This window comes from Cloacibacillus sp. An23 (assembly GCF_002159945.1).
GTDB lineage: Bacteria > Synergistota > Synergistia > Synergistales > Synergistaceae > Caccocola.
The window spans coordinates 194,429-213,836 of sequence record NZ_NFJQ01000004.1 but is presented as its reverse complement, the minus strand read 5'-3'; the positions used below and the strand labels follow the sequence as shown (position 1 = coordinate 213,836).

11 protein-coding genes are annotated in these 19,408 nt (G+C 57.5%); all 11 read right to left on the bottom strand.

Annotation, left to right across the window (positions count from 1 at the left end; translation table 11 throughout):
* Nucleotide 1 precedes the first annotated feature (1 nt).
* The 11 genes from cas7c to B5F39_RS05360 all read right to left on the bottom strand — a co-directional run bounded on the left by cas7c (nt 2) and on the right by B5F39_RS05360 (nt 19,368).
* Complete coding sequence (gene cas7c, locus B5F39_RS05410; protein ID WP_087364741.1) at nt 2–943, bottom strand: type I-C CRISPR-associated protein Cas7/Csd2; 942 nt, start codon at nt 941–943, stop codon at nt 2–4.
* Between the two features lie 12 nt (nt 944–955).
* On the bottom strand, nt 956–2,773 hold the full coding sequence (gene cas8c / locus B5F39_RS05405; RefSeq protein WP_087364739.1) for a type I-C CRISPR-associated protein Cas8c/Csd1: 1,818 nt from the start codon (nt 2,771–2,773) through the stop codon (nt 956–958).
* Nucleotides 2,770–3,474 carry a type I-C CRISPR-associated protein Cas5c gene (gene cas5c / locus B5F39_RS05400; RefSeq protein ID WP_087364737.1) on the bottom strand — a complete coding sequence of 235 codons (705 nt, stop codon included), beginning with the start codon at nt 3,472–3,474 and terminating at the stop codon, nt 2,770–2,772. Before cas5c ends, cas8c begins: the two co-directional genes overlap by 4 nt.
* A 25-nt stretch (nt 3,475–3,499) precedes the next feature.
* Nucleotides 3,500–5,785: a CRISPR-associated endonuclease Cas3'' gene (locus tag B5F39_RS05395; protein ID WP_087364735.1), complete on the bottom strand. Its 2,286-nt coding sequence runs from the start codon at nt 5,783–5,785 to the stop codon at nt 3,500–3,502.
* A gap of 176 nt (nt 5,786–5,961) precedes the next feature.
* A complete protein-coding gene (locus tag B5F39_RS05390; RefSeq protein ID WP_087364733.1) occupies nt 5,962–6,576 on the bottom strand; it encodes a nucleotidyltransferase family protein in 615 nt (204 codons plus the stop codon).
* A gap of 2 nt (nt 6,577–6,578) precedes the next feature.
* Entirely contained in the window at nt 6,579–7,343 is a 765-nt protein-coding gene (gene yqeC / locus B5F39_RS05385; RefSeq protein ID WP_158095947.1) for a selenium cofactor biosynthesis protein YqeC, read from the bottom strand.
* Nucleotides 7,344–7,463: 120 nt separating this feature from the next.
* Nucleotides 7,464–8,654, bottom strand: coding sequence for a SpoIIE family protein phosphatase (locus B5F39_RS05380; protein ID WP_087364729.1), 1,191 nt, complete (start codon nt 8,652–8,654; stop codon nt 7,464–7,466).
* Entirely contained in the window at nt 8,635–10,362 is a 1,728-nt protein-coding gene (locus B5F39_RS05375) for a [Fe-Fe] hydrogenase large subunit C-terminal domain-containing protein (protein WP_087364727.1), read from the bottom strand. The genes B5F39_RS05380 and B5F39_RS05375 overlap by 20 nt, the downstream gene beginning before the upstream one ends.
* Nucleotides 10,362–10,649 carry a (2Fe-2S) ferredoxin domain-containing protein gene (locus B5F39_RS05370; protein ID WP_255376013.1) on the bottom strand — a complete coding sequence of 96 codons (288 nt, stop codon included), beginning with the start codon at nt 10,647–10,649 and terminating at the stop codon, nt 10,362–10,364. Before B5F39_RS05370 ends, B5F39_RS05375 begins: the two co-directional genes overlap by 1 nt.
* A gap of 161 nt (nt 10,650–10,810) precedes the next feature.
* Entirely contained in the window at nt 10,811–11,335 is a 525-nt protein-coding gene (locus B5F39_RS05365) for a hypothetical protein (protein ID WP_143330660.1), read from the bottom strand.
* Between the two features lie 125 nt (nt 11,336–11,460).
* Complete coding sequence (locus tag B5F39_RS05360; RefSeq protein WP_158095946.1) at nt 11,461–19,368, bottom strand: filamentous hemagglutinin N-terminal domain-containing protein; 7,908 nt, start codon at nt 19,366–19,368, stop codon at nt 11,461–11,463.
* Nucleotides 19,369–19,408: the final 40 nt, after the last annotated feature.

Genomic DNA, 19,408 nt, shown 5'->3' with positions numbered 1-19,408 from the left:
GCTATTTTGCCGGAAGCTCGACGAAAATTCCTTCGGCTTCCTTGCCGTCTATCGTGATGGAATAGTCTTCATATCCGCGCGCAGGCCCTTCCGTGACGCGGCGGCACTGTACCCTGTCGAAAAGTTCATAGGCAGGGCGGTCGCCGAGCGCCGAATCGTGCCTGAATACAATGAGCTTGCGCAGGCTCATCATGCCGCGTGCCGCAGAATGGTCGAACTCGAACATATTTTCCATCGCTTTCCAGAGTTCTTTCAAGTCCTCCTCGGAGAAGCCTGTTTTCTTCGCAAAGTATGGCGAAACGAATCCGCAGCCGCGGTAGAGACCGTACGGCACAGTGTACTTGCGTCCGATAGTGCGTTCTTTCTCCGCGTCTTTTTCATTTGTGACAGCCATTCGCGTTATCGCATGTTCCTGCGCGATGATCGGTTCAACGGAGCGGGAGAAGGTGAGCTGCACAGGGCCGCGCACCTGTCCTGCTTTTTTGACGATTTTAGTCTTGGCCTTTTTCTTTTTGCCGCTTTCTTCTGCCTGTTCCGCTTCGCCTGTGTCAGCTTCCTCTTTATTGCCGGTGCTCATGACGGCTCCGAAGGCTCTTATGTCGAAGTACTTGCGGCACATTCCGGCCTGCGTCTTGTCCTCGAACTCCTGTGTCTCCGCGGGGGTATCGGGCGTCTTTCCGCCGTTCTGCTCGTCGTACATCGCCGCTATCATGTTATTGAGGACGGCCTTTTCTTTCACGAAAATGTCGAACCCCGGCTTGTCCTGCGCCGTTATCTGGAAGTAGTTGCGTATCTTGCGTTTTATGCAGACGTCGGTGACAAGTCCGTCGCCGGTCTCAGCGTCGATGCGCGGCAGATTTCCTGCGTCGGGGTCGCCGTTCGGGTTTCCGTCTTTGACGTCGAAGAAGAATAAAAAGTCGTATTTGTTCTTAAGCTCGGTCATTACAGTTCCTCCTTAGTTTTGGTCTTCGCTTTTCGTACCGTTCGCGCTCTCGTTATTGCCGTTTGACGCATCCTTATCTTTTTCCTTGAACAAGTCCTCGCGCTGGTGATAGTACCCGACGGCGAAATCGGCCTGCTGTTCAAGCGACATGTGTTTTGGAATGCCGCCCTGTTTGAGATTGGAGAATATCTCCGTGAATACTTTTTCGAAAAAGATTTTTCTGCCTACCGGCAGTTTTGCAAGATGGTGCGTTTTTAGGCGGAGCAGCGTCGGAATCACCGCCGCGGGCGTCGACGACATGGAACTGTAAAACCTGTCCATCAACGTCGCGTTGATGCCCGGATTCGCCTCTTCCTGTAATTTCTGTAGTACGGCGAGAAGTCTTCCGAGCCTGTATGCCGTGTTTGCGTTATTCTTATCAAGCGCCACTTGTAGCTCAGCTCCTTTTGTGTTCCGGTATTTTCTGTTCAAATATGCTTTGAGAAACGCGACGCGCACGCTGCTCGGATTGTGTTCCGCGCGTATTCTCGCCATGACGTGACCGAATACGGAGGACGGAAACGGCGTTCCGTTGAAAATCGAATAGACCATCGCGGGGATCATGTTCGACGGGACGTTTTCCATCTTTCCCTGGTATTCGGAGGAGCGCAGGATGTCATAGACGGAGGGAGTTATTGTATTTACGCGGTTTTCAAGATTTACATCTTTCACATACTCATAGATATTTTGGGCGATTTCTTTCAGCGTTCCGCGTGTCCAGAATACGACGCTGATGCGTGCCTTATTCGGAGCGATGCCGAGCACACAGAATCTGTCCTTTGTCGTAGTCGGCACGCTGCCGTTGAAGATAGATTTGAAAATATTTTTAGCGTTTTTAATCCCTGTGTCGGCATCATCGCCGCTCTCGCCGCTCGAACCGTATATCAGCGCGCGTACTGCCAGTTCGGCGTCCGCCGCGTCGTCTTCAGAAATGGAATGCGGCTCGGCCCAGAAGAGAAGCGCCACGCGGATATTTTTCTTCGAGTCTAGAAAGAGAGCCCTGTTGCTTGGGGACTTCAGCAGTATATTCAGCGCCGTCGTGTAGAAGAACTCGGCTTTTTTAGACACCGGAGCGTTGTATCCCTGCTCCTTGCCGTACGAGTCGTATCCGCTGTTTTTCTGAAAACCGACAAGGTTAGCCTGGCTGCCTCCGACGCCTACCTTGGCGTGCGTGCGCGCTATCTCGCCTATTTCGCCGGTCACGAGGCAGCGCCCGACGACTCCGCCCTTTTCAGGCGCATCGTTCACCGCCGACGCGGCCCAGTCTATGAGTTTCCTGTTCTCCGTAACCGCGCGGCTTTCGTAAAAAAGCCGGAACGTCATGTTGCAGCCCGGTATTTTATTGCATTCGGGCCAGTTGGGGCTTTCCAGGACTTTCTTATATTCGCCTCTTTGATAGCATTTAATGACGGCGGCTATATCTTCCTCGCTTTTCAGCTCTTCGGGCAGGCTTTCTATTTTTGCGATGAAAGATCGAAGCTGTCCTTCCGCGTTCTGATTTTCCGTCCCGGCCTTCGATTGGCCGAGAACGTAGCCGTAATGGTCCCAGAGCAGATTCGCCGTCTGCCAGCTTGCCGAGCCGGAGCGACCGACGGATTTCGGTACTAGCAGAGTTTTACCACGTTTTTTATCGTCGCGTAAATCGGCGAGGTTGACGAAGCTCCCGTCGTCGTCTATCTCGATGATGAATTTTATCTCCTTGTATTCCATGCCGTACGGGGCTACGCGGCTTTCCGGGCTTGGATTTCGTGACTTTCGGATATAGTAGTTCGCGAGCGACTGCAAAATCATCTGAAAATCTCCCCGCTTTCCGGCGCGGGCACGTTTATCGTGCCGTTCTCCAGCCTTGCACGGAAGAACATCGGTTTGATGTCAGCCTCGTCGCTGTAGTCCATATCGTAGAGCATGAGGCCGAGTTCGCGTGTTTCGCCGCTATGCGCGCCGTACGGCTCAGTGACGAACTTGCAGTGGCAGCTGAACTCGCGGCAGCCGAGATAAGGCTGGAAAAGGCATTGCCCCTTTTTTGCGCGGCGCTCGAACATCGCGTGATATTTGCCTGGATTCTCGTCCTTTCCGCGCTCCGTCTTCTCTTCCGCGTCGGCGTAATCCTCGTAAGCGGCGCGCGAAAGCTTCGGCCTTTTGTCAGGCGGCAGATAAATCTGCCGCGCGAAAAGCCTGTATTTGACGTCGCGCAGGAAAAGCCCCGCCTTCTGCTGGCGCGTATCCTCTATGAAGAAGCTCTTGCCGCTAGGCGAACAGAGCTTAGCCGTTTCGTTGCGGCGCACAGAGACCCAGCGTATCGGACTCAGCACGTCGATGCGCTCGACCTGCCAGCGTATCGCGGGCTTCCAGAAGACGGCCTGGAAGATCATCCTCGCGGCGGACGGCGTAATCACGTCATAGCTCACGCGCTCGACCTTGAGCTCCGGCCGCGTAAAACATGCGTAATCCCCCCACACTTCGAGGCAGTACAACGGGTCGTGATACTCCATAGACATCCCTCCCTAATTTATTGTGTTAGTAAATGAAATTATCCTTATCATAATTATACAATGAATCTGTAATAATGCCTTCTCCGGGTTTGTAAAAGATTTTATTCAGCACATAGTAGCCGTGCACGTCTTCTATACCGCCTTTGGCGTAGATCTCATTCAGCAGCCTCTCCGGTATATTGACCGTAAAACGCTGAAGAGACGCCATCAGTTCGCGGCTCGGGCCTTCGGCTCGGAGCCTTTCGATAAGTTCCGGCCCCAGTTTGCCGTTTTCTCCGTACGGTACGAATACAGTCTTTTGTCCCGAAGTGTCCACCAGCTTGAATCCTTCGGCAAATTCGCGGAACTGTATGCGTCCCTCTGCGGCTTCTTTTACGAGAAGTTCTGTGTACCTGCTTTTGTCTAGGCTGTGCATATCACCGTAAAACTTCCTGAAGTACCTGTAGAACGACTTGGGCGAAAGTTCTGCGAAGAATCCCGGCCTCGACACGAAAGTCGTCGTGACCTGTGCTCCGATTTTTATTTCGCCGAAAGGCTCGGATTCGGGATTGAATATGACGATTTCTCCTTTTTCCAGTCTGCCTTCGCGGTTGCTGCGTCCGGCCGCCTGCGCTATAGAGTCGAGCTGTGCGAGCGCGCGCCATACGCTGGGAAAATCCACGTCGACGCCCGCCTCTATAAGCTGCGTCGATATGACCCGGACGTCGTCGCCGAGTTTCAGACGCCGCTTTATTTCGGAGATAAGTTCGCTTATCTCCTCGCCGCACATAAAGCCGGACAACTGGATTGTGCCTTTGGGCATCAGCTTCGCCAGCTCGCGGCAGTCTTTGCGTTTGTTGACGATGCACAGAACCTGAGACTTTTTTGAAAGTTCTCCGGCTATCTCTTCCCATGACGCCTTTTTGGTTATGTCGTCTTTATAAACGCGGTATTCTACGCGCTTCAGCGAATCGTACAATCCAGCGGTATCCGGAATTATTTCGGTACATTCTTCTATGCCTTCGACGATGGCGGAACCGCCGCCTATTTCGCCGTTGAGCGCCGGCTGCGTAGCTGTACATAGAAGCACGGTTACGCCGAAATGTTTGACGAGCGCCTTCAGCGACGACAGGACGGCGCTCAGGTGTTCAGCCGGGATCTTTTGCGCTTCGTCGAGGATTATTATGCTGTCCGCGATGTTGTGCAGCTTGCGGCAGCGCGCTGGCGACGCCGCTAGAAGAGACTCGAACAGCTGCACGTTCGTCGTGACTACTATCGGAGCGTCCCAGTTCTGCGCTGCGAGACGGTTAGTATAAAGCTCTTTGTCGGGGTCTACGCTGCTGTGGTGTTCGAGCACGTTCTCTTCCCCGAACAGACATTCTCCGCGCTCCTTCATCTGCTTTATCTCTTCTTCGTCGTCCGTGCCGTATTTTAAGACCTTGGCGATCTGTTCGATGATGCTCGTGTAGGGTTCCGCTATGATTATGCGCCTCTTGCCGTGTGCCAGAGCGTGTACGAGCGCGAACGCGAGCGACGAGAGCGTCTTTCCTCCGCCTGTAGGCACTGTAAGCGAGAAGAAGCCGGGCGCGATGCCGCCGGCTTCGATACAGCGCTCAAGAATCTTATTTCTTATCCGGTTCACGCGGCTGTCGGGCGCTGAGCGGCGCTTTGATTCAATGTAAACGTCGAATCGCCGCTTCAGTTCGTCGAGCCCCATCGGTTCGCGGCGGGCGGCGAAATCCTCCGGCTTCATAAAACGTTCCGTGTCGAGCCAGTCTGCATCGACGAGACACGAGAAAAGGAATCGCCCCCACATGTGAATATATTCTTTCGTATATTCTTTATAAAATCTGGTTAGTTCGTACGGCGTACACCATTCAGGCAGAGGCATGTTCGCGTATTCTCCCGCCGCGTCGAGCAGCTCTGTTTTGAGTCGTTCGCCGTCGTCGAAAAATCGTTCAAGAAGTCCCTTGCCGTGTCCGCTGCCGTAAAAATCCGGAAGACCGGCATGATGTCCGGCTATGACGTACGCAAGCAGAAGGTTCAGAGGCTTCGGGAAATTTTTCAGCATATAAACGGCCCCTGCGTCAGAATGGGAGCCTTTGTCGCATTCGGCATCAGGTATGCTTGTATCGAAGCCGGAGCTCTTCTTGAGATAGCATTGCCAGCCATGCGAGTTTTTCCCTGCGTCATGTTGTTTGCTTAATATTTTTGCGAGTCGCTCCATGCCTGCAACGGCTGCAAATTTTGCCGAGAGTTCCGCGGTTCCTCTCAGATGTTCGTCAAGCGTCTGCGTTCTGAAGTCTTTACTGATGTGGGCGTAACGTTCCATGACAAATCACCTTTTCGTTGTTTTTTCTGTAATTATTATATCATATATTCCATATTGATTTAGTAAAATTTAATAATAAATTATTCCTATACGGGCACATAAAAAAGACCGCTCCTATCTGTATGAGCAGCCTTTACCAATTCAATATGGTTTCAACAAAACGCGAAAACGCGACGCTATATTATACTCTCTCCCCGCACGTTCGCGCCACTTATCGCCTGGCGCACTCTTTCCTCGTATTCTTCCGGCGTGTCCATGTCTTTGAAGTGGCAGTCGGGGGCTTCGATGCGTTCTATTTCATGTTCGTATTGCGTTACGATTTTTCTGCCGCCTGCGTCGCCCTGCGCGCCGCGGAAGCGTTCGCGCCAGACGGCGCGGTAGAACATCGGGTGGCCGAAGATTCCCGCGCGGCAGGGGGCGAGCAGCGTTTTTTCGGGCGGAAGCGCGTCGAAGCGGCGCGCTAGCGCGGCTATCGCTTCGGACGCGGCGAGTGGGAGATCCCCGAGCATTATGAGGAAGTCGCCGCTTTCGCCGAGCATTTCCAAACCTATGGCGAGCGAGCTCGATTGTCCGCGTTCGGGCGCTTCGTTGACGCGCGTCTCGACGCACGGCGGAAGGTTGGACAGCGCGGCTGCGACTTCGCGCGAGATGACGGCGTGTATTTTTTCTATTCCCGCGCCGCGCAGGTTGTCTATCACTGTTTCGAGCACTGTTTTGTTTCCGAAGGGGAGCAGCAGCTTTTGGCGGCCCATGCGTTTGGACAGGCCGGCTGCGAGCAGTATCGCGTCCATCGTTATTTCTCCTTTACGGCGTAGAGTTCGCCGCGCCGCGCCGACGCTGCGCAGACGGCGTCGTATTTTTCAAGCAGAGCCGGGAATATGGCCTCTGTCTCAGCGGCGCGCTTTTCGTCCAGCGTTTCCCATTTGTTTATGATTAGTATTTTTTTCGCCGCGCGCGGCGCGTTTTTCAGCGGCCCTTCGGCGTGGAGCAGGTATGACAGCAGCGTCTTTAACGAGGCGGCTTTTTCATGCGCGCCGTGCAGTTCGCGGAATTTGTCCGCGCGGAAGATGTTTTCGTCGTTTATCGCGGCGCCGGCGGCGTACGCTCCCATTACGGCGAATACGGCGGCGCTGGTCTCCGGCACGGGAGGCTCCCATTCTTCGTAAAATTTGAGCGGCCGTCCGCGCGAGCCGTCGCATTCGGCTACAGCGAAGTCCGCCGCGCCGCATCGTGCGAGCGCGTCTATTTCTTCCGGCGCGTAGCCTATGAGCTTGCCGTCTTTTTCTCCGGATGCGGCGGTGAGTTTGGAGCGTTCCGGCGCGGCCCGCAGGAATTCCGCGCAGAGCCGCGCGGGGCCGATGAAGACGCCGCGGCATTCTTCGGGCTTCGGACGGAAAATTTTGGTCGTGGTCGTGAGCAGTACGCGCCCGTGTTTTTCAAGCTCCGCGCCGAGGCCGTAGAGCAGCGACGTTTTTCCTCCGCCGCCGGTTATCGCGGACGGCGCGCCGCGCGCGGCGTATTTCGCCAGAAATCGGAAGAGCTCGGACAAATTTATCACCTCGAGGTCGTTTTGAAGAGTAGGCTCTGATTTTACCGCGCGGCGCGCTTTTGCGGAATCGCTCGCGTTTATGAAAAGCCGCCGCCCCGTTTGCGCGGAGCGGCGTTTTTTGCGTTTCGTCTAATAGTATCTCTTTTCGACGTGGCGGCCCAGTTTCGTCATCGATTCAGCCAGGTCGTCGAGGAGGCGGAATTTTACGCGCAGCTCGGTTGGAAAGTCGGCGTTCTGGTGCGCCGGGTTGACCGCCTTGCCGATGAAGAGCTTGAGGTGCGTGCACCGCTCTATCAGTATTTTCGCCAGTTTCGCGGCTCCGTGTTCATTGTCGAGCTCCGCCGTGAATTCCGGCGCGGCCGGGCGCATGCGGTATTCCTCCACTAGTTCTATGACGCGCTTTAACGTCATTACTCCTTCGGTGACGAGGTCTATCCCCTCTATCGTCGCGGTCGGCGGTATGTCCATGTCCGTGTAGTCGATGTTGACGCGCAGCGGGCGCTTGAGTTCGCGCGAGAGTATTTCGGAGCTTGTGCCGCCGCTTACGACGTGGAGGCCCGGCGTCTCGATGTATTCGCGCACGAGACGCGAGTCGTCTTCCGGGTTTTTGGGCGGGCCTGAGAAGAGGCTGACTGTCTGAGGCACCATTATGTGCGCGACGGAGACTGTGGTGTCGTCGCCGGGTTTGCCGAGGTAGAGGTCCTTCGCCACGTCGAGCACGCGCTCTATGACGCGCGGCGCGGAGAGCTTTTCGCCGCACGGGCCGCAGAGGAATTCCGCGACCTCGTCGCAGCCCCAGCCGAAGGCGAGCGTTTCGCCCATGCCGGCCTGCGTCACTCCGTCGCTGACTATCACGAAGTAGTCGCCGGGCTGCGCCGTGAAGCGGCTTTCGCGCACGAGTTTGCCTTCTATTGTTTTTTCGTCGTAGTCGAACGGTATGTGCCGCCCGCCGCGTATCAGCATACACGGCGGGTTGTCGTACTCGACCACGTAGCCTTTGCCGTCTTTGCTGATGTGCAGTATCATGAAGGTGGAGTAGGCGATGCCGCGCACCTTGCAGACCGGAAGGGTGTGGGCTATCGTGTCCACGGTGTCTTCGATGGACGCGCCGCGGCTTATCATCGTCGAGATTATCTTCGACGTGAGCGTCGAAAGGATGTTGGCCTTGACGCCGCTGCCGAGGCCGTCGGAGAGCACGAGCAGCGTGCTTTCCGGCGTGTCTATGACTTCCACGCGGTCGCCGCAGAGCTCTTCGTTCTTCTTTATCAGGCTGTTATAGCATGCGTCTATGCAGAGGCTTTCAGTCGTTGTCGTTTCCATCGTACACTATCAGATCCTTGAGCTTGGTAAGAGTCACTTTGGTCTCGGCGGTCGTTTCGCCGAGCAGGCTCGCTATCTCCTGCGCGACCGTCATCTGCTTGTCGATGACGTTCTGCGCCATTTCCATCGTTTCCATCTTGAGTTTGTTCAGAGCGTCCGCTTTCTGTTCCTGTTCCGTTATGTCGTGGAGGAAGGCTATCGCGAGTCCCTGTTCCGGTATGAATATGACCGTCTGGTTTACTATTATTCCGCGGTCGTCGTAGCATACCTTGTGCAGCGGGATGCTGCGTTCTTCGCCGACCGCGACGGCGAAGTCGACCGGGTCGAGGAAATCTTCGATACGCCGCCCCGTTATCTCGCTGCGCGTCACCTTGAGCAGATGCTGTGCCGCCAGATTGCACTCCTTGACGCGGAGGTCGCGGTCTACGGCGATGATGTAGTCGGGACTGACGGAGAGCGTGACGTTCGCGAGCGTTTCAGATATCTGGCTCATGTAGGGCAGGCACATGTGCAGCTCGGCCTTGCCCTGATAAACGGCGATGGCCTTGTCGCGGCATGTGCGGTAGCCGCAGCTCCCGCAGTTTATTTCGTGTTCAGGCTTCGTCTTGCCTATCTGCGCCAGTATCGCTCGTATCGTCTCCTCGTCCGGGATGTCGCGCTTAGGAGGCGCGGGGCGTATATCGCGGCGCAGGTCGATGCCGGACAGGTCCGTCTCGCGTATGTTTTTTTCGGCGCGCAGGTAGCGCATCATGTTCATGCCGTTGCTGACGGGGTAATAGCCGTCGTCGAGCTTCTCCGGGCCGTTGATGCAGCTCCCGTAACATGCGCTCGTCTCGATGAAGCAGTGGTGCAGCCGCCCCTCGCTCATCTCGGTGAAGAGCTCGAAAACGTCCTTCGCCCCCTGTTTGCTGAGGAAGGTGTACTGCCTGAAGACGTCCGAGTCCTCCGGCAGATTCGCCTTCACGTCCTTCACGATGCCCTCGAATATCGGATAGATCGCCGACGAGCTCGGGTCGTTGCCGAAATAGCCCTCCTGCGTCTCCGCGAGGTTCACGCCCTCCTCGCCGAACCACGCGGCGAGCTGTTTGAAGGTGACGACGGCGTCTATATAGCGCTTCTCGGAAAGGCGCGCCTCCTCTATCTTAGAGATGCAGGGCGCGAAGAACACTATGAAAGCGTCGCCGCCGTACTTTTTGCGCAGAAACGCGCCGTGGGCCTCCATCGGCGAAAGCACCGGCGCGAGATACTGCGTCAGCGTCGGAAAATGCTTCTGCACGAGGAATACTATAGACGGGCAGCATGTCGTAATCATGTTGTCCATCGTGTCGCTCGCCAAGATCCTCGCATATTCCTTCGTCACCGCGTGCGCGCCGACGGACGTCTCCTCGACTGCGTAAAAGCCGAGCCGCTGGAGCGCTCCGGCGAGCTTATGGCGGTTCTCAGCGCCGAACGAGGTTATGTACGACGGGGCCAGCGCGGCTATCTTCTTGCGCGCGCTGTTCTTGACTATCTGCTTTATGCCGCTTATGTCGTGGACGAGGGATTTAGCGTGCTGCGGACAGTTGCGGATGCAGCGGCCGCAGAGTATGCACTCGTTCTGGATCACCTCGACCTTGTTGTTCATAAACTTGATAGACTTGACCGGGCAGACCTTCAGGCATCTGTAGCAGTTCTTGCAGTTGGCTTCCGCCACGTTGATATATTTCATCACAGACTCCCCACGATAACGTCTCTGAAAAATTCCTCCACACGGTCGGGATCGACGAAGTGTATCTCGCCGTTCACCTTGACCGAAACGCCGGGCTCCTCGCACCTTCCCATGCAGAACGAGCCGGAGAGCTTTATGAGGTCGGACATTCCGCTCTCTTTGACGAGCTTGGTCAGCCCTTCGACGACGCGGCGCGCGCCCTTTATATGGCAGGAACTTCCGACGCAGATTACTACTTCTGTCAAACCGTTTCCCTCCGCTTTGAAAAGAATGTACCCCGTATGTATTTTAACAGAAAAATCCGTATAGTTACTAAATTCACACGAAAGGGAATAACGCGCGCCCTCGTCCGCGCGTTTACATGAGCCTCGCGCGTTCCGTCAAGTCCGCGAGGTTTCGGCGGAGCGGACGCGGCGGCGCGCTGCTTACGGTTGGCGCGCCCCGCATCCTAAAATCCGTACAGCCAGGACGCTGGCAGGAAAAAGAGCCACGGCGCGGTGAACGCAGCGAGCGCGAGCGATACGCGCCCGCGCTGTGCGTCGCTCATCTCCGCGCGGCGGAAGCAGAATTTATAGTTCAGCCTGTAAATGACGAAGGCCGCGAGCGCGACGGAAGCGAAAGTCCATAGCAGCGGGAGCGCGCCGCCGAAAGGGTTTACCGTCAGACGATATGCCAGCTTCCCGGCCCATTCACAGCCCGGCGCGTTTTTCAGGGCGGTCTCGCTTATTATCAGCGGCGACAGCATCAGCGCCGTCCCGGCGAAATCCGCGGCGAAGCCGCAGAGCCACGTGCGCAGGATGGAAACTTTCAAAACTTTTCCGATTCCGCCCACGCCGGATAAACGCAGCGCGAGCGCCGAAACTGTCAGGTCGATGACGAAATTCGCCGGAAGTATGAAAATCCACGCCGTCGGGACGAGCCACAGCAGCCATATCGGAAGTATCAGGTTGCAGAGCTTTACGCCTCGCTTCATAAGCGCGTCCCCCTTCGCAGGCATGTCGCCGTTATTATATCTTACAGTTTCCGGCGGCGCGCGCAAAAAATCCGCCCGCATTTACGCGGACGGATTTTTTCGTCGTTTCTGACCGCCGGCGGGGACTAGATGCCGGAGTCGTATAGCATGCCGCCGTCGCGGAAATGTATTTCGGCTTTGCGCTCGGCGAAATTGATTATGCGGCTCCATCCGTTGCCGTGGAGGTGTCCGTGATTGTAGGGCGCGACGACTGTCAGCGAGCCAGGGACCACTGTCACGTCGTAGTTTGCGAATACGGGGCTGAGCGCGCTCCAGTCGTAAACGCCGCCGCCGTAGAAATCTCCGCCGGCGAACAGCCCGACGGCGCCGGGATAGAAGCCCGGAAGCCCTTCGATGCTCTCGTCCGCGACGCCGAAAACGTAGCTGAATCCGCCGGGTTTGTCGCCGTTCACGAGCATTGCGGCGAGCCGCTCCGGCGTCGTTCCGGTATACGACGGCTTGACGCCTGGCATGACGTTCTGGTCGTCGGCGGTGATCGTGAGCGATGCCTTTTCAATGTGTGCGTCGCCGTTGTTTATCTCGACGATATTGTAATTCTTGAGCTCGCCGACGCCGGTTACACCAACAGCGTTTTCATGGTCTCCGGCGTTCGCCGTCCATTTCCCATCCGTGCCGCCGAGCGCCGCAGTGTTAGTGTATTCCACGTCGCCGATTTCCGTGAGCAGACCGTCCGCCGTGTCGCCGTTTACCAATCCGCCGAAGGTCAGCCCATAGCCGTTCTTGTCGAACGCCGTTCCGTAGGTCGTTGAGGCGTCATTGACGCTGATTGTTACGCCGGCCTTGTTGACGTAAGAGCTGCCGCCGCCGGCCCGCATGGAACTGGCCCCGTTCGCGTCAAGCTGGTAATTCTTTGTGAGGCTTTGAGCCAGCGTTACGAGGGCGCTCCAAGCGTATGTCCCTGCGTTGTTAGTGGTTTTGCCGTTTGCGAGGCCGTGGACTGCGCCGTCGATGACATCAGACATAGAGAGCCCTCCGGCAAGCTCGGCCAGCATCGCCTCGTTAAGCCCCGTTCTGAGCGAGAGGCCGTAGTCCGTCGCATTGCCGTCTTTATCGTACATCGCGGCGTCTCCATACGTGCGGTAAATGTCGTTGAGGATTACGTCGAGCTGCGCCTTCTTTATCGTATAGCTGTTATTATCGATGTCATAGCCGAGGTTGTTGGGGTTGAATGTTCCATCATCGTCGGTGGAAGAGGCTATCTGGCTCGAATAATAAGCCATATGCTGACCTGCGTCCTTGTGGGCGGTCTGTAGAAGAAGCTGGTTTCCGGTGTTCTCATTGGCTGTCAGTCCGTCCGCCGCCGTGAAACTGCCGTCGGCCTTCTGTTCGCCCGCGTTGTATGTGAGGTCGCTATTGTCGTTGTACTGGGCTTTCGTCAGGAACACGGCGAGCATCGGCATCGACCAGCCGTCGTAGTTTTTCCACGTTCCGGTGAAGTCGAAGCCGTCGTAGCTTCCGCTCTGCTTCTGCGCGTCGCCGCCTATGTATGCCGCGGAGCCGTCGTCCGCGGCGAAGGTGTAGACGTTTTGCGCACTCCCGCCGTCGGTCGTCTGGCCTATGAGCTTTCCGTCCGTGTTCGTCGCGTAGACGTTCTTTATGGTGCCGCTGTTTTCGCCGACTGCGCTGCCTTTCGTGCCGTTCGCCGCGACCGCGGTCGTGTTGTAGGCATCGGTCAGCGTGCCGCTGTTGTTCCCGACGATGCCGCCGGCGTTCGACGCGCCCGCGACTTCTTCGCCCTGTCCGTCCTTCGTCATTATCGTGTTGAATACGGAACTGACGGTTCCCGCGTTAGTCCCTACGACGCCGCCTACGTTGTTATCGCCCTTCACGCCGCCGGTGTTGTAAGCCGCGTAGAGCGAGCCGTCTTCCGCGTTGTAGCCGATGAGGCCGCCGGTGCTGTCGCCGCCTTTGACGTTTCCGTTGTTGACGATGCGGTCGGCGTACATAGTATCATTCTCGTTGCGTCCGCCCGCTATCTCGCCTGTATTGCAGCCTATCAGTCCGCCGGTGTTATCGCCGCCGTTGACTACGGCGTCCGCTGTGTTTATCAGCGTGGAGCTCGACACGTTTCCGCTGTTGCTGCCTATGAGGCCGCCGGTGTTTTTGCCGCCTTCAACCGTGCCGCTGTTGGCGAGCGTCGAATTTGTGATGTTTCCTCTGTTGATTCCGAAGAGGCCGCCCGTGTTGGACTGCTGCTTCCCGATGACTGTGCCGGTGTTCGTTAGGTCGGCGTATTCTATGTTTCCCGTGTTCTCGTAGAATATGCCGCCCGCGCTGCCTTCGGTTGCGGTTACGGTGCCCTTGTTGGTGACGGTGATGCGCTTGCCCGCCGTGCCCTTGAGCAGCTCATCGTTGCTGTTCGAGCCTACGAGGCCGCCTACGCTGCCTTTGCCGGTGACGCTGCCTTCGTTGGTCAGCTCGCCGAGAAGCAGTCCGTCTTCTCCGTTCTGTCCGGCGATTCCGCCGACGAACGCCGCGCCGCTCGCGGTAACGCTGCTCGTGTTCGTCGCGTCTGTTATTGTGCCGTTGTTGACGCCCGCGATGCCGCCGAAGTATTGCCCCCCGGCGCCGTCGGTTTCTAGGACGAGCGTCTGGTTATCTACGTTCTGTATAGTGCCGTTGTTCATCCCCGCGATGCCGCCGACGTTCGTAGTTCCCGTTACGGTGCCTTCGTTGACGAGCGCGTTTTCGTTGTTGATCGTTCCGTCGTTGGTTCCGGCTATTCCCCCGACGTTGGTCTGCCCGTTTATCGAGGCGTTTATGGCGTTGGATAGGTTCTTAAGCGCCGCGCCCTTGTCCGCGTTGTGGCCGACCATGCCGCCTACGTTCTTGACGCCGGTTACAACGCCCGCGTTGCGGCCGCTGTCCACCGTGCCGGAGTTTTTCCCGACGAGGCCGCCGGTGTTTTCTTCCGTGCCGGTGACGTTCGTCGCGTTGACGGCGTTGGTTATCGTGCCGCTGTTGGTTCCGGCGACGCCGCCTGTGTCGGTTTTACCGGTCACTATGCTTTCGTTGTAGAGGCTTTTCATCTCGCCGGAGTTGACGCCGGCTATGCCGCCGATGTTGTCCGCGCCCGCGCCGTTGGTCACGCCGAGGCTGTTGGCGAGCAGCACGCTGCCTTTGTTGTCGCCGGCGACGCCGCCGAGGGCCGCCGCGCCGTTTGCGCCGGACGTTACCGCGCTGTCCGCCGTTACCTGTGAGCCGTCCGCGCCTATCTCGCCCTTCTCATTGTTGATACCGGCGACGCCGCCAGCGGAGGCATTTGCGCCGTTAGCGATCACGGAGTCGGAGGCGTTGGATGCGGCTATCGTGCCTGAGTTGACGCCCGCTATGCCGCCCGCCGCGCCTGCGGCTTCGACGTGGTTGCCGAAGGTCGTGACGCCGGTTATCTCGCCCTTGTTGACGCCCGCTATCGCGCCCGCGTTGTCCGTGCCGCTGAACGTGGAGGAGTAGACGCGGAGGTCATGCACCGTGCCTGTCAGCGTGTCGAATATGCCGGCGTTTTCTCCCTCGGCGGTCAGCCCGATGACGCGGAAGCCGCGCCCGTCGAATACGCCGGAGAAGCCGTTCGCCGCGTCCTTGCCGATTGACGTGAAGCCTGTGAGCGCGCTCGCGTCGATGTTGTCCCTGAGCGCGAAATTGTAGCCGAGAATTTTGCTGTCTTTGTTGCTTTCCGCGTAAGTCTGTATGCCCTTGAGCTGTTCCGCGTCGCCGACCCAGATGCGGACGGCTTCTTCCGCTTTCAGCCCGCCGAGGTTGAGATCGCTCAGTGCGTCCGTCAGTTTCGCGCCGCCGGTTATGTCGTACTTGCCGAGGCCGAACGCGCCCTCACTGTCTTCCCACATGTCTATCGCTATTATTACGTCGTCGTTGGCGCTTTTGAGCGTTATCGTTTTGCCGTTCTCGCCGCTGTAGTTGTCCAGGAACGTATGCAGCGCGTTCGTGCCGTTCGGGTCGTCTTCGCCGGCGTTGGCCTTCGCCACGTTCGTGATGTCGAGCAGGGCTTCGCCGCCGGCCTCGAGCGAGATGTTCCCGTTCACGCCGCTTACGTCGGAGTCGGCATATACGGCTCCGTTTGCGCTCGTCACGGAGAGATTACCGCCAGCCGATACGCTTCCGGTTCCGAGGTTGCCGTAGAGAATCTCCGCGCCGCCCTGCGCGCTGACTGTGATGTCGCCGTCTTTATCTCCCTTTACAGTTAAGGAGTGCATGTCGGAGACGGACGTCATCGCGTTGTCTGGGGTGCTTAGGCCGGAGGTGTCGTCGTGCTTGATTTCCGCGCCTGCGGCTATGCCGTTTACCGTCGTATCTTTGCCGATCTTCGACGCTGTGAGCGAGCCGAGTATCTCGACGCCGCCGCCGTTTATCGTTATGCCGCCGTTAGTCGAGGTCACGGAGCCGTATAACGTAATGTCTCCGCCTTGCGAGTCGAGCGTTACGGACGAGCCGTAGAGCCGCGCCGCGCTGCCGAGGTTGAAGAATCCGCCGCTCGTACCGCTCACATTAAGCGCTCCGTCGCTGTAGAGCGTGCCGCCGAAATAACGCCCGGCGCCGCCCGAGGTGAAGCCGTCGAGCGTCAGGCCGCCGCCGTAGACCGCGAGGCCGCCCGCGCTCGTCAGGCCGAGGCCGCCCCAGTTGAAGCTGACGTTATCGCTGACATTCAGTATCGTCAGCAACGGGTTATAGGCGGTGCCGTACTGGACGCCGGTAATGCCTTCCGTATCCTTCCAGCCGTCGCTTGCCGCCATGTTCGGCGTGAAGGCGTTCAGTATCGGCGTGCCGTTTGCGTAGATGCGCCAGTCGCCGTCGTTTACGCTCCAGTCGTCGCCGTCGAGCTTTTCTAATTTGGTGAGGTCGTATTTATCGGCGTCGCCTCTGTCCGCGTATTCTATTATTTTGACGTTATTGCCGTTGCTGTTGCTGAGGTTGCGGAACTGGTCGTTCCCCGTGCCGGTGGTTTCCGGCTTTATGTAGTTCGCGTGTGAAAGATTCGGAGTGTAGCCGTCAATGTTCTGTCCCGCGCCTATGCCGTATATCGCGCCCAGCCCCGTCCCGGTAGACTGGTAATTGTCATCGGCATTGCGTGTCGCCGCATAGATGTTGCCGAGTGCGTAGACGTTGCTGATGGTAGTGTTGTAGCCGCCGCGCACCCTGCCGATTATGCCGCCCACCATAATCGCTGCGCCGGAGTCCTGAAAGCCCCTTATCGTGCCGAGGTTGTATGCGTTTGAAAGCTCTAAGCCGCTCTGTGCGCTGGACGCGCCGACTATTCCGCCTACCTGAAGCTCCGTGCCGGCTCGGACGGTTATGTTGCCGGTGTTGAATACGTCCTTTATGCCGCCGTTGTACCACCAGCCGACGACGCCTCCGACGGTCGTGTCCTTGTTGTATATGTCGCCGGTGTTGTAGGCCTTTTCGAGATAGCCCGAGAGGCGGCCTACGACGCCGCCGGCGTGGCGCGCGAAGTATGTGAAGTTCTCGTCGCCTATCTGCCCCGCGTTGTACACGTCGTAGATGACGGCCTGCGCGTCCGTCTGTTCCGTCGTGTCGCCGACTACGCCGCCCATGTTGAGCGGCTCAATGTTGGTTCCGCCGCTTGCAGCGATCTGACGCGTGGTGCTTACCGAGCCGAGGTTGTACGACCCCGCGACTGAGCCGTTGTACATCATGCCGACTACGCCGCCGACTCCCGTGTAGCCCTGCACGTCTCCCGTGTTGTAGGAGTTGGAGACGGTCGCGTTGCCGTAATCGCCTTTTATGGAATCGAGAATTTCTTCCGTCCCCGTCGTGTCGCTGTCGATCTTCCCGACTACGCCTCCGACGTTCGCGGCTTTGGCGGTATCCGGCACTACGTCTCCGTCTATGTAAGCAGAATGTACAGTGCCGCGGTTGCCGGAGCTGCTCACCTTCGCGTTGCCGCCCTCGACGTAGCCGGCAATGCCGCCGATATTGCCGACGATGAATTTTTCGTTGGCGCCGGCGTCCGAACGAACGTACTCCGTGGCGAAGCCGATGTCTCCGTACTTGCGCGCGCCTGTCGCCGTGATGTCGCCGCCGTTGTTGACGCCGCCGTCTATCGAGCTGCTCCCCGTAAGGTAGCCCGCGATGCCGCCGGCGTTATGCGCGCCCGCAACTGTGTTTTCTTTGTTTTCGGCTTTTGTTATGGCCGTGTTTTCCGCGCGTCCGACGATACCGCCGACATTGCCAGCGGTGTAGTATTTCGCGCCGCCGTCAAGAGTGCCTTGTCCGGCGGTCACGCTGCCCTCGTTCGTGACGTTCGTTATCGTGCCGCCGTTCGATTTTCCGGCGATGCCGCCCGCGTTCGCGGCGTTGACGTTTATGGACGCGACGCCGTCAGAGAGCTCAGCTCCGTTGAGGTTGGCCGAATTTTTGTCTGTTTCAGCCGTGTGGTATCTGTATGTGTCTTCCGTCCAGCCGTTCGCCGTCACGCTGCCGTAGTTCGCGGTGTTCGTCACCGTGCCGTTCTCCAAGTTGCCGACGATTCCGCCGGCGTCGTACTGTCCCGTCACGTTGAGCTGGTTGTATATCCGGAACTCGCCGCCTCCTATAGTCGCGCCGTATGCGTAACCAACGATTCCGCCGACGTCGTGACCGCCGCTGACGCCGCCGAGGTTGTAGGTAGTCCCGCCGAGGGCGCCGCCGTACATGTATCCGACGATGCCGCCTATCGAATTGCCGCTGATGTCTCCTGTTACTGTCCCCGTGTTGATGAGATTGGACATCGCGACATTATCGGTATATCCGACGATACCGCCAACCTGACGATTGCCGCTTACTGTCAGTGTGTTTGTAATATTTTCTATAACGCCGCCGCGCGCATGCCCCACGGCTGAACCGACTAGAGTATTGCCCGACACTGAACCGGAATTAAGAGTAAAGTTTCGTATATGAGCGCCGTTTGTGTAACCGAAAAGCCCTGCTGGACCATTGCCGGCGACCGATATATTCAGCCCGAATATACTGTAATCGAGGCCGTCAAGGCGTCCGGAAAACGCTGAATTGTATGCTGTTCCTATCGATGTGAAGTTCGCCGTCGCGTTCGCGTCTATCGAATTGCGCAGGGCGTACCAGCCGTTCAGGTTCGTATTCATCGCCTGGAGCTGTTCGGCGTTTTCGACCCACATGTAGCCCTGCGCGCTGTTTGACTTTGCTCCGTTTGCCGTCGAATTTACATTCAGCGTGAAGGTCTTGTCCTTGTTCGCGTATGTGCTGCCGTCATACGCCGAGTAACCGAGTATGAGCTTGTCAGCGTCGCTCGTATGGACTGTGAGGCCCGTGATTGCGTTTGTTTCCACGTTCATCATCTTCGTCCCGTCTGATTTTGTGTAGAGGCGGTCGGCGTCTATGACTATCCTGTCGCCGTCGAAGGTGACTTTGTTGTTCGTGCTGATGATGCTGCCGAGGCTCATCAGTTCGGCCGTTCCCTGAGCGTTCTGCTTTGCGATAAACGCCCTTATATCGTCGGTGCCGGACGTGCCCGTGAGCGTGTTGAGCAACGCTCTTTCGTCGATTTCCCTGTTCGTCACGTAGAGGCTTCCTACGTTTATCTGCGCGGAGTTGCCTATGCTCACGCCTGCGGGGTTCGCTATGAATATGTTGCCGCCGAGCGCGTTGAGCTGCCCGTAGATTTCAGAAACAGCGCCGCTGTTGACAAAGTTCAGCGAGTTGAAGCCGTCTTTCGGCCCTGTGAAGTTCACAGTCGCGTCAGCGCCTATTGAGAAATTTTCCCATTTTATGACGGAGGTTATATCCGTCTGCGTGATGTTCATTGTGTTGTTTTGAATTTCGTTGATGCCCGGTATATTCACGCCACCTATGGGAGTGAACGAATTGTCAACGGTCGGCAGCTGCGTGTTCGCCGGTATCGCGTAGAGCGGCTGAGCGCCCGTGAGCGACGTGAAGCAGAAAAGCACGGCGAAGGCCGCGGCCTTTTTCAGTTTTTGCTTTATCATCAGTGTCGTTCCTTCCTTTCCAATACGTCCGGCGGCAGTG